This window comes from Ornithinibacillus californiensis (genome assembly GCF_001038485.1).
In the GTDB taxonomy this organism is placed as follows: domain Bacteria; phylum Bacillota; class Bacilli; order Bacillales; family Amphibacillaceae; genus Ornithinibacillus; species Ornithinibacillus californiensis.
Map to the genome: position 1 here is coordinate 1 of NZ_LDUE01000059.1, position 12,652 is coordinate 12,652.

Here is a 12,652-nt window from a genome sequence, read left to right on the forward strand (position 1 = left end):
GGTTCTACGTCAAATGTTGGGGTGGTGACATTAGTCGCCACCTCATCCTATATGCACACCAACATCTTTATACTGTCTTGCCAATAAGATTTTCGCTCTAAATCGCTTAAAACTTCTAAATCCATATGCATTTCTCTTTATCACTTTAGTAGTATTATTTATACCTTCCAAAAAACCGTTAGAATAGTCGTATGCAAAGCTATTCAGTATTTCTATCTGCCAGTTTTGAAAGGTTTTAATGGCACTTATCATTTCAGGTATCTCCGCGTCGATTACCTTTTTATAGAAAGACTGTAGGTTTTCTTTCACTAGGGAGATGTGTTCTTTCCCCATAAGCTTCGCTTCCTCAAACCATTCTCGATAAGCTTCCTTTAATTCATACGCTACTTTCAGTTCATCTGACATACTTAAGTATCTTTCTAAGTGCCACTGCTCATCATCTTTTAAACGGCCCTTTGCTTTATGAAATACATACTTCATTCGCTTACATTTCTTACGATCATAGTCATGAAAGTCTTTTTGAACTCGTCTTCTCACGCGGTCTAATCCCCAGTAGATATAGCGACAAAAGTGAAAACGGTCAGCTACAATAATAGGTTTACCTAATGCGTTCTGAACAGCTGCCTTGAAAGCTGGACTCATGTCCATAATGACAACTTCTACTTTTGCCCCATGTTTTTGGAGATACTGTTTAATGGTTTTTTTATAGCGATTTGGGAGAATATCTAATGGTTGTTTCGTGATACCATCCGCAATAATTAACTGATATTTACCCTCTTTTGTATCACCTTTATATTCGTCAATCGCTATGACGGAAGGAAGTGAGTTTACCTCTTTAATCTCCGTTTCCGCTAATTGGTCAAAACGTCTAACAATGGTTGTTGCCGAGGAGCCATATGTTTCTCCTACCTCTTTAAAAGTTTTTGCTTTGATGGATCGGATAGAGACCGCTTGATTCCATTCCACGGAAGTGCGTTGATATCGTTCTACGAAGCCGTTTTCTTCAGAAAATCGTTTTCCACAGGAAGGGCAACTATAACGTCTGCGCTTATACCATAGTTGAGTCATTCTTTCGAACCATTTCAGATGTTTTACTTTTTGGTATCGATAGTCATGTATGCGTTCGGTTTCCTCTCCACATCGCGGACAACTATGTGGCTTACGCTCCATTTCCACATAAACTTCTACCTTCCCATCTCGCTCTACTAAATTTGTTACGTTACAGTCTTTTAATCCTGGCATATTCATGATAAAATCCATTTACACGCATCCCCATTCTTTATCTTGTTTCTCGTCAATTCAAGTATAAAAGAATGTTTGGGGTGCGTGTACTTTTTTTCTGAATTTTATTGAAACCCCAACAAATATTATAGAGCCATTAAAATTAACAACTTAGGTTTATATTCATAATAGGAATTTAAAATAAAAAACCACCAACATTATGTATTGGTGGAGACGGTGGGAATCGAACCCACGTCCAAGAGTAACGACACTCAGGCTTCTACACGTGTAGTTGGTATATTATCATTCGCTAACTTTTCAGCCTACCAACAGGCTTCCAAGTAGCTAGTCTGATTAGGTTCCCAAATCATCCTCAGACGGTGGATGACAGGATAGCCTGCTAAAGTTGAGACCCTTCAAATACTACCCCACAGGCGAGAGTAGGAAGGATCCTTTAGCTAGTGCTTACGCAGCTGCTAAAGAGTAATTGTTTTCTTTGCCAGTTATTAGGCGTTTAACGTTTTACGAGTCGTAACCTCGACGCGCAACCTGAGCTCGACCTACCCCTGTCGAATCCGTAACGTCCCCATAAAAGGAAAACGCTCTGGGATAAATACGAGCACAAATTATTATTAAGTTTTGTTGATCGCTCAGCGGCGACATAATTCATTATAACATATCCATTTCCTTTTTCAAGGTCTCTTGCGTGGGATGTTTTCCCAACCACACATGCGTTTTCCAGTTGACTTATTGCTTATTACCTAAAACTTTCTCAATTACTAGCTTCGTCATATTCGGTACAACTTCCATTGAGTAATCAATTTCCACTCGTTCTAATTTTTTATGAGCATCCATTCCGTACGGTCCAATATTAATAACGGGAACATTAATATCTCGAATAGCATCATAATCTACATAATGCTTCGTACCCCAAGCCGGATTATTATCCTTAACAGCTTGAATTCCAGCTTCGTCATCGCTAATAGCCATAAAACTCATATCTGAGATAAAAGGAAAGAAGTTCTTCACTTTAATTGGCTGATTATAACTTGATTGAACTTCATTCACCGTTTCTTCTAGAGCATTATTTAAAATATGTTCATTTAAAGTATTCTCTGTCAGTTCAATCCGCGGATAGTATAATGATGAGTAAAACAGAATAATAGCTGGTTCTTTATTCTCCATCCATTTCCACGCTTCTTCCACAACTTTTAAAGCATACATTCTAGTATCAAGTGAATCATCATGAAGTAAGTCTGCTTTGAAAGCTGCCATGGATTCCTCATACTTTGTACCATGTGCTTCAACTAACATGTTATTCATTTCCTCATAAGTGAAAACTCTAGGCTTCCAAGAAACCCCGTTGTAAGGTTCCCCAGCTAACTTCGTATAAGCTTTATAACCCTTTTCAAATGAAGCTAAAGCATTGTTAAATGCAATTTCTGCCTGTTCTTTTAAAATAGCTAGTGCTTCTTTAGGTGTCCAAGAATGAATGAAAAAATTATAATATACAAATGCACCTAATGCCGTTTGAACATTATAGGCTGTTTTTAAATCCATTTGTTTCAATGCCACTGGTGGCAAGGTATATTCCCCATGTGCTACATTGCACAGTTCTGGATTATAACTGATTTGTCTAGTCAGTTCGGATGCAACAAAATTAGGATCAAGCCCCTCAAATGCAGCACCAACATGGGTCTCAGCCCCAGTGATATAAAAAGATGGGAGTAACTTCCCTACCGTGCCTTTATAAACATATCGATTGGAGTCCCCTTCATATAATGGTGCAACAAAGTCGGCATTAATTGCTGCGACATACTCAAACCCATGCTCTTCTTTCCATCTTTTCAATGTTTGAAGTGCCGATAGTATTCCATGAGACCCATCCTCTTCATCACACTCTGCGATAAACACCAGATTTCCATCAAGTTCTTCCGGATGCTCGGAATAATAATTTAAAAGGAACAAGTTACTAGCAAGACCGCTTTTCATATCGAGAGCACCTCGGCCGAATAACCATTTTTCAGGATTTAGATTTGCTTTTACCGTTTCTGGAATATCTTCTTCCTTTAGTACTTCCATCCAGTTATCCGGCTGAAAAGCGTAGTCTGCTTGTTGGTTGAAATCCTCAACTCCAACCGTATCCATATGACCCATGATAATCATCGTACGATTGCTTTTTCCTTTGGTTCCTTTAACATATGCCAGTACATTATAACGTTCCATTTCATCATCAATTGTTTTCTCAATAACTACTCGATCTGGATTTGCCTGAAAATAAGCATTGGATGCGATCATCGTATATAGCGAATGTCCAAGTACACTTTCCCCTTCTGTGTTGACGACACTTCGAATTGCAACCAATTGCTTCGTAAGGCTTAACACTTCTTCACGACAATTTAGATATGATTCGCCCATTTTCACTTCTCCTTTGAATAAAGTAAAACCACCAGTCTAGAACAAATTCTAGCTGATGGATTTTCTTTATCGGTTATAATCTTTTATTGCACGATCAATGTCACGCTTCACTTGTTTTTTCTTTAGATCCTCACGTTTATCATATTTCTTTTTCCCTTTTCCAAGACCGATTAAAACTTTGGCATATCCATTTTTAATATAGATTTTCAATGGAACAAGGGCATAACCTTCTTGTTGGGTTAATCCAATTAACTTATCAATTTGTTTCCGATGAAGTAAGAGCTTTCTTGTTCTAGTTGGATCATGATTAAATCGGTTTCCTTGTTCATACTCGGATATATGTAGGTTGATTAGTTGAACTTCACCGCGTCTGTCAATACGCGCATGGGAATCTTTTATGTTTACTCTCCCTGCACGAAGGGATTTAATCTCAGTTCCTTGTAAAACTATTCCCGCTTCATACGTGTCTTCTATAAAGTAGTCATGTGATGCTTTTTTATTTTGTGCAATTAGTTTACCTTCACCTTTAGGCATCTTTAGCCCTCCTAAAACTTCTGCATCAATTTTACCAAATAATCAGCGATGATTCCAATATGAAATGATGCTCAAATCTTTCTGGGTCACTTTAGTCCCGATTGTTTTCAAAATGATGTATAGAAATTCTTTTTTATCCCAATTTTCATACCAAAGTGATGTTTAAACACCTTTCTATCTTCATTTCAAACTAACATTCATGTCAAAATTATGTTTGAACGCTTTTCTATTTTCATTTCAACCTAACATTCATATCAAAATGATATTTAAATACCTTTCTATCTTCATTTCAACCTATCACACATTTCAAAATGATGTTTAAACACCTTTCTATCTTCATTCAACCTATCATACATTTCAATATGATGTTTCAACGACTTTCTATCTTCATTTCAACCTATCATACATTTCAATATGATGTTTCAACGACTTTCTATCTTCATTTCAACCTATCATACATTTCAATATGATGTTTAAACGACTTTCTATCCTCATTTTAACCTATCATACATTTCAATATGATGTTTAAACACCTTTCTATCTTCATTTCAACCTATCATTCATATCAATATGATGTTTAAACACCTTTCTATCTTCATTTCAACCTATCATTCATATCAATATGATGTTTAAACCCCTTAATAACGTCATTTTAACCAAATTTTCTTCTCGAAATAATGTTTAAACCCAATAATCCAGCTTGCTACCAATACAAAAAACAAAAGTTAGAGTAAGTTCTAACTTTTGTTTTAACGGCTATAGTAAAGCTGCTACAATAACAACAAACTCAAAGCCATCATAGCCATACCGCAAACGACTCCATATATCGAGACATGTGCTTCATCAAACTTTTTCGCAGCTGGTAATAATTCATCTAATGAAATGAACACCATAATACCCGCTACTCCAGCGAATATGACGCCAAACATGAGGTCATTTAAAAATGGCATCAAGAACAAGAAAGCAACGATAGCTCCGATTGGTTCTGCCAGACCTGATAAAAATGAAAATTTAAAGGCTTTCTTCTTGTCGTTCGTTGCATAGTAAATTGGTACAGATACTGCTATTCCTTCTGGGATATTATGAATAGCAATAGCTATGGCTATGGCAAATCCTAAAGAAGGATCTTGAATGGCTGTTACGAATGTTGCAATCCCTTCTGGAAAGTTGTGAATCCCAATAGCTAACGCAGTAAATACTCCCATTTTCAATAACTCTGGGCTCTTAGTAACGGTACCATTGGTTTTCATATCCTCTACCTTTTTCAGTTCATGTGGATTCGAACCAGACGGTACAAATCGGTCGATTAATGCAATAAGGAGCATTCCAGCAAAGAACGAGCTAACCGTTAACCATCTTCCGCCGTCTTCCCCTAATTCTGCGACTAGCGAATCTTGTGCTTTAACAAATATTTCAATCATCGAAACATAAATCATGACCCCAGCTGAGAATCCAAGGGCAAACGATAAAAATTTCGTATTCGTTGTTTTCGTTAAGAATGCTAACATACTTCCTATCCCTGTTGCTAATCCAGCAAACAGCGTAAATAGAAATGCGAGTATCACTTCATGAGACATTCTATGATCTCCCTCTCATAGTTGTACTACCTAATCAATGTTTCCTTAAGGAAACATTTTAGTTATAGGTATATATTATTCGATTGGTAAAAGAATTGCAATATATATTTTCTAAAATTTTTAAAAACATCTTTATTACTAAAAAAAGACTAATCCTGTTTTTGGAGACAGAATTAGTCTATGCATATCATTTAAAAATGCGCCTATTTTCTCTTTCTAGTCTTTGGCTTATTGGACTTAGCAGGATGTTTTCCTTGTTTTCCATGCTTTCCTTTATTACCTTTACTACCTTTTTTATCATTAGAGGCCCTGTTATCGTTACGTTTCTTGTCCACTTTTGGGAGATCTTTATTCCCTTTCTTACCGACTCCAACAATCTCAAAGTCGATTGCATGTTCATCCATGTTTACCCCAGTTACACGTACCTTCACTTCCTGGCCAATTCGATAGACCTTCCCTGTACGCTCACCAATCATGGCATAATGGCGCTCATCAAAGTGGTAATAGTCATCGGTTAAGAAGCTAACATGAACAAGTCCTTCGATGGTATTCTCAAGCTCGACAAACAATCCAAAGCTAGTAACAGAACTAATAACCCCTGTAAATTCCTCACCAATTCGCTCCAGCATATATTCTGCTTTTTTCAAATCATCCGTATCACGCTCTGCATCGACTGCGGTACGTTCTTTCTCTGATGAATGTCGCGCGATTTCAGGAAGCTTGTCTTTCCATGCACCAATTGTCTTACTATCTAACGTCTTATGAATAAGATACGTACGAATTAAACGATGGACGATTAAATCCGGGTAACGTCTAATCGGTGAAGTAAAATGCGTATAAAATTCAGTTGCTAGTCCAAAGTGTCCTACACCTTGTGGATCATATTTTGCCTGCTTCATGGAACGAAGCATCAACTTGGAAATAATCATTTCCTCTGGTTCGCCTTCTGCATCCTCTAATACCTTTTGCAAGCTTTGCGGATGGATTTCATTAGCGGTTCCTTTTACTTTATAGCCGAGACCTCCAAGGAACTCAAAGAAATGCTGTAACTTGCTTTGATCTGGGTCCTCATGGATACGATGGATAAACGGCACGTCCATCCAGTGAAAATGCTCCGCTACTGTTTCGTTTGCAGCTAGCATAAATTCCTCAATTAAACGTTCAGCAACAGACCGTTCACGAATAACAACATCTGTTGCTTTTCCTTCCTCATCCACCAGTACTTTAGCTTCTTTAAAATCAAAGTCAATCGCACCACGGCCCATACGTTTTCCACGTAAGATCGAAGCTAGCTTTTCCATTTGCTCAAACATTGGTACAAGTGGCTCGTATCGTTCGCGAAGCTCTTCATCTTTGTCGACAAGAATTTTGTTCACATCACTATATGTCATTCGTTCGGTTGTACGAATAACACTTTGGAAAATCTCATGATTCACCACTTTACCTGTCGAATCAATTTCCATTTCACAGCCTAAAGTTAAACGATCCACTTTAGGGTTTAAGGAACAGATTCCATTGGACAAACGGTGTGGAATCATCGGGATTACACGATCTACTAAATAAACACTTGTTCCACGCTCAAATGCCTCTTTATCAATTGGAGAGCCTTCTTGGACATAATAGCTGACATCTGCAATATAAACACCTAATTTGTAGTTGCCATTGTCCAGCTTTTTAACGGTTACAGCATCATCTAAGTCCTTCGCATCTGCACCATCAATGGTAACAATTATTTCATCTCGAAGGTCACGTCTGTTCTCAAGCTCTGATGGATCAATCTCGTCTGGTGTAGCTACTGCTTGGTCTAATACTTCCGCCGGAAAGTCCATTTTTATTCCGTGCTTGTAAATAATAGAAATAATATCAATGCCAGGATCATTTTTATGTCCCAATATTTGCGTAATTTCTCCTTCAGCACTCATACGACTTTCGGGATATTTTGTAATTCGCGCAATAACCTTATGGCCATCAACCGCTCCATTCATTTTTCCTTTAGGAATAAATATATCATTCGGGATTCGCTTGTCATCTGCTATGACAAATCCAAATGCTTTATTATTCTCAAAAGTTCCAACTACCTCAGTAATCGCACGTTCTAATATACGGATCACGACACCTTCTGGACGATTCCCAGACATATCTTGCTTTTCAATCCGTACAAGCACACGGTCATTATTCATTGCAGAAGCTAAGTCTGAATGATGAATATAAACATCGGTTTCATTCTCATCATCTGGAATCAGAAAAGCAAAACCTTTTGCATGCATTTGTATTCGACCACGAATTAGGTTCATCTTTTCAGGTAAACCAAAACGGTTTTTCCGAGTACGAACAAGCTCGCCACTGTATTCTAATTCATTTAACGCTTTTACTAGTTCTTTGAATTCTACAGCATCGGTAATTTCTAGTATCTCTTCTAAATCCTCTACTGCTAGAGGTTTTGAATCATATGTTTTAAAGAAAGCTCTAACTTTATCAACCATTACTTCACTCATACTTACACCCTCTTTCTCTATCTACTATCGTTTATTATTCATTCTTCCCAATCTAGTGATTCTAAAAACTGATAAATATCCTCATGTAATTGTTCTTTTTCTTTATCAATCGTGATAACATGCCCAGATTCTTCATACCACTTCATTTCTTTTCGTTCCGCTTCAACATTTTCATAAATATATGTAGCACTTTCAGGATTAATCATCTTATCCAATCTTGCTTGCACAACCATTGTAGGCGTATAAATGGTATCTACATTAGACTGGACATCTTTGATCAACTTTCCAAGGTCCTCAAACATCGGCTTAGAATTCTCCATCAGATATGCGACTTCTTCCTTAATCGTTTCATCCGATTTCCCTTCTAATTGCTTGTATTCCTTTGAAAAGAATTGAAAACCAGATGTTAATTGTTTTTCATTGTCAAAAAACATCGGTGCACACATGGGTACAACTGCTTTTACATTTTCTGAATAAGCTAGCTTTAAGCTTAAAACGCCACCCAGTGACAGTCCACAAACTGCAATTTCTTGATGTCCTAAATCTTTTAAATGACGAAAAGCTTTTAGAACATCCTCCCACCATTCGTCTGGATTAGACTTAATTAATTCCTCTGGTGGTGCACCATGCCCTCTATATATCGGCGCATGACACGTGTAGCCTTTCTTTTCCAAAAATCGACCTAACATACGCACATCAGCAGTGTGACCAGTAAAACCATGTAATAATAGGACAGCCCTTGGTCCTGACTCAAATGTAAATGGCTTCGGTTGGATTACCTTCATCTATCATAAACTCCTTCTCTATCTATTACTTTACCCTTTATATCATAACTTACACGATTTTGCGCAGAAAAACTATTCGGAAAATAGTAAAAAACCCTTACCACTATTGTGATAAGGGTTAGCGTTGACTATTGTAATACGTAAGCACTTAGGAAAGCTAAAACGAAGAATAACACACCCGTTACAATCGTTGCTCTGTGTAGAACTAGGTCAATCCCTCTAGCCTTTTGCTTACCAAATAATTGTTCTGCACCACCGGAGATAGCTCCCGATAATCCAGCACTTTTACCACTTTGTAATAAAACTAAGACAATCATAATAATTGCATCAAGCACTAATAGAAAATTTACAAAACTAGCCATGTTTCCATGACACCTCCTGAACTTATGCAGACAGTTAACTATACATACTTTAGCATAATTTTGAATACTTTATCAAGCTATTTTTACAAAAAGGATATAATTTATATCCAAATGATAGCATTCCCAACTAGTTTATTCTATGATAAGCATAATAATAAGATAGCTTATTGGAGAGTGATATAATTTGAAATCTACTTTTTGGATAGAGTCTGTAGATAGTGTAGAAATATATGTTGAAAAATGGCATGAACCGGATAAACAACCTAAGGCAATTATTCAAATCGCTCATGGAATGGTAGAACACATCCAACGGTATCATGATTTTGCTAAACATATGGTTGAACAAGGAATATTTGTATATGGTAATGATCATCGTGGTCACGGTAAGACGGGGCAAAAACAGGGTCGCATGGGATATTTATCAGAAGCAGATGGTTTTGATAAGACTGCAGAGGATCTATTTCTGCTGACAAAAAAAATACAAGAAGAATATCCTAACGTCCCAATTATTCTCCTAGGTCATAGTATGGGCTCCTTTTTAGCGAGAACATATATTCAGGAACATAGTCACTCTATCGCAGGTGTTATCTTGTCGGGAACAGGATTTTATCCAAGAGCAACAACGCTGTTTGGCAAAACACTAGCAGCTAAACTGAACCCTATTGAAAAGTCCCCATTGATGAATAGACTGGCATTTGGTGCCTTTAATCGGAAAATCAAGGATCCAAAATCACCTTTTGATTGGATATCTAGAGATGATGATATCGTAAAGGCATACATGCAAGATCGTTATGCAGGTTACATTCCAACCGCACGTTTCTTCGTGGATTTAATGACAGGGCTACAATACATTCATGATCCGAAACGAAATGAAAAGATAAGAAAAAATCTACCAGTACTCTTTATCAGTGGTGAGGCGGACCCCGTCGGAAGTTACGGAAAAGGTATATGGAAAACTGCCTCGATGTACAAGAAAACAGGAATAGAAAATATTACGACTACTCTATTTGAGGGCGCACGACACGAAGTATTAAATGAGATAAACAAAACAGAAGTATATGAAGTTATCGGGCGATGGATTGATAAAAATTTACCATGAAATCCAGTTAAAACGCTTACAATATGAACATTTTGTTAGGGAAAGAGCAAATGCTTGTATCCTAATTTTTTTACAGTTAAAGTGAAGTAGTATAGTAAATATTTATTGAAGGGTTGGTACTATCGTATGACAAACATCAAAGGTATTGCAGCATCTTCTGGAATAGCAATTGCAAAGGCTTACCAGCTTGTAACACCAGATTTAACTTATACTTCTAAAACAATAGATAATCCAGATAGTGAAATTAACCGTTTAGAGAATGCTCTTGAAATATCCAAACAGGAGCTAGAAAAGATTAAAGCTCATACACTGAAAGAATTAGGTGCAGAACATGCAGAAATTTTCTCCGCACATCTACTAGTTCTTAGTGATCCTGAACTAATCAATCCAATTAAAGATAAAATTCAAAATGAAAAATCAATGGCTGAGGCAGCGTTAGAAGACGTTGCAAATATGTTCATTCAAATGTTTGAAAGTATGGATAACGAATATATGCGTGAACGTGCAGCGGATATTCGTGATGTGACGAAACGTGTTTTAGCACATCTACTTGGAGTGAGCTTTCCAAATCCTGCATTAATTGACGAGGAAGTTATCGTTATTGCTGGGGATTTAACACCATCTGATACAGCACAACTAAACCGCCAATTTGTAAAGGGCTTTGCAACGGATATCGGTGGACGTACGTCACACTCCGCTATCATGGCAAGATCTCTTGAAATCCCAGCTGTTGTCGGAACAAAAGAAGTTACTAACGCTATCTCTCAAGGGGATATCGTAATTATCGACGGAATCGATGGAAACGTCATCGTTAACCCAACGGAAGAGCAACTGAAAGAATATAAAACAAAACAAGATAGCTTTGCCAAGCAACAAGCACTTTGGGCAGAGTTAAAAAACGAACCAACTTTCACCTCTGATGGTGAACAGATTGAACTCGTAGCCAATATTGGTACACCTGAGGATGTAACGGGTGTTATGAATAATGGTGGTGAAGGAGTTGGCCTTTACCGAACTGAATTCTTATATATGGGTAGAAGTGAACTTCCAACCGAAGAAATACAGTATGAAGCTTACAAATCTGTACTGGAACAAATGGGTGACAAGCCCGTTGTCGTTCGTACACTAGATGTTGGTGGAGATAAGGAACTTCCATATCTCGAGCTTCCTAAGGAACTAAACCCATTCCTAGGATTTAGAGCAATCCGCTTCTGCTTAGAAAATGAACATGTTTTCCGACCACAATTACGCGCCTTACTACGTGCAAGTGTACATGGAAACTTAAAAATCATGTTCCCAATGATCGCAACACTAGAAGAATTCCGTAAAGCAAAAGGAATCTTGTTAGATGAAAAAGAAAACCTTAAAAATGAAGGTCATCAAGTTTCTGATAATATTGAAGTTGGTATCATGGTCGAAATCCCATCAACTGCTGTAATCGCAAAACAGTTTGCAAAAGAAGTTGACTTTTTCAGTATCGGTACCAATGACTTAATTCAATATACAATGGCTGCGGATCGGATGAATGAACAAGTATCTTACTTATATCAACCATACCATCCAGCAATTTTGAATTTAGTAAACAATGTTATTGAAGCAGCACACAGTGAAGGTAAATGGGCTGGAATGTGTGGAGAAATGGCCGGAGACCCAATTGCTATTCCAATTTTACTTGGACTAGGATTAGATGAATTCAGCATGAGTGCAACCTCCATCTTACCAGCACGCACGCAGCTAAAAGGTATTTCTAAGAAAGAAATGGCATCTTACAAAGACAAGCTATTATCTATGTCTACCGCTGAAGAGGTTGTTGCTTTTGTTAAAGAGAAAACAGAATAAAGATGACAGAACGACGCTCAGGGTGCCTGAGCGTCCTTTTTGTAAGTACAGTAGTAAAGTGGTTCTCAGGGTCATTTGGATTCCTGTTAAATTTGGCTATGAGGAAGATTCTCTCAGACATTTCTAGTGAATTTTTATTAATTTTGTCCGTGAAAACACTTCTCTCAGACATTTCCAGTGCTTTTTTATAAATTTTGTCCGTGAGAACACTTCTCTCAGACATTTCCAGTGCTTTTTTATAAATTTTGTCCGTGAGACCGCTTCTCTCAGACATTTCCAGTGCTTTTTTATAAATTTTGTCCGTGAGACCGCTTCTCTCAGA

General features: G+C 37.4%; 10 protein-coding genes and 1 other RNA gene. 2 read left to right on the top strand and 9 right to left on the bottom strand.

All coding sequences use genetic code 11. From position 1 onward, the window contains the following. Nucleotides 1–42: 42 nt before the first annotated feature. The 8 genes from TE34_RS14885 to secG form a co-directional block, all read right to left on the bottom strand. Nucleotides 43–1,260, bottom strand: a complete 1,218-nt coding sequence (locus tag TE34_RS14885; RefSeq protein WP_047983024.1) for an ISL3 family transposase — start codon at nucleotides 1,258–1,260, stop codon at nucleotides 43–45. 187 nt (nucleotides 1,261–1,447) lie between these two features. Then, nucleotides 1,448–1,809, bottom strand: a transfer-messenger RNA (tmRNA) gene (ssrA, locus tag TE34_RS20445). Between the two features lie 159 nt (nucleotides 1,810–1,968). Then, complete coding sequence (locus TE34_RS14890; RefSeq protein WP_047985615.1) at nucleotides 1,969–3,639, bottom strand: M20/M25/M40 family metallo-hydrolase; 1,671 nt, start codon at nucleotides 3,637–3,639, stop codon at nucleotides 1,969–1,971. 66 nt (nucleotides 3,640–3,705) lie between these two features. Further along, nucleotides 3,706–4,173 (bottom strand): SsrA-binding protein SmpB, encoded by a 468-nt coding sequence (gene smpB, locus TE34_RS14895; RefSeq protein WP_047985616.1) that lies wholly within the window; start codon nucleotides 4,171–4,173, stop codon nucleotides 3,706–3,708. A 770-nt stretch (nucleotides 4,174–4,943) separates the two neighbouring features. Next, nucleotides 4,944–5,750 carry a zinc transporter ZupT gene (gene zupT / locus TE34_RS14900; RefSeq protein ID WP_047985617.1) on the bottom strand — a complete coding sequence of 269 codons (807 nt, stop codon included), beginning with the start codon at nucleotides 5,748–5,750 and terminating at the stop codon, nucleotides 4,944–4,946. 203 nt (nucleotides 5,751–5,953) lie between these two features. Continuing rightward, nucleotides 5,954–8,245 (bottom strand): ribonuclease R, encoded by a 2,292-nt coding sequence (gene rnr, locus TE34_RS14905; RefSeq protein WP_047985618.1) that lies wholly within the window; start codon nucleotides 8,243–8,245, stop codon nucleotides 5,954–5,956. A 38-nt stretch (nucleotides 8,246–8,283) separates the two neighbouring features. After that, on the bottom strand, nucleotides 8,284–9,030 hold the full coding sequence (locus tag TE34_RS14910; protein WP_047985619.1) for an alpha/beta hydrolase: 747 nt from the start codon (nucleotides 9,028–9,030) through the stop codon (nucleotides 8,284–8,286). A 128-nt stretch (nucleotides 9,031–9,158) separates the two neighbouring features. After that, the gene (gene secG, locus TE34_RS14915; RefSeq protein WP_047985620.1) at nucleotides 9,159–9,392 is read right to left on the bottom strand and encodes a preprotein translocase subunit SecG; all 234 of its coding nucleotides are present in this window, start codon (nucleotides 9,390–9,392) and stop codon (nucleotides 9,159–9,161) included. Nucleotides 9,393–9,576: 184 nt separating this feature from the next. On the opposite strand from secG, the gene TE34_RS14920 reads away from it, so the two are divergent. Both TE34_RS14920 and ptsP read left to right on the top strand, forming a co-directional pair. Next, complete coding sequence (locus TE34_RS14920; protein ID WP_047985621.1) at nucleotides 9,577–10,491, top strand: alpha/beta hydrolase; 915 nt, start codon at nucleotides 9,577–9,579, stop codon at nucleotides 10,489–10,491. 126 nt (nucleotides 10,492–10,617) lie between these two features. After that, nucleotides 10,618–12,330: a phosphoenolpyruvate--protein phosphotransferase gene (ptsP, locus tag TE34_RS14925; protein ID WP_047985622.1), complete on the top strand. Its 1,713-nt coding sequence runs from the start codon at nucleotides 10,618–10,620 to the stop codon at nucleotides 12,328–12,330. Here the strand turns inward: ptsP and TE34_RS21170 are convergent. Continuing rightward, nucleotides 12,311–12,652, bottom strand: a 342-nt coding sequence (locus TE34_RS21170; RefSeq protein ID WP_047985623.1) for a hypothetical protein, incomplete at its 5' end; no start/stop codon positions are given. The two genes, ptsP and TE34_RS21170, sit on opposite strands and share 20 nt — an antisense overlap.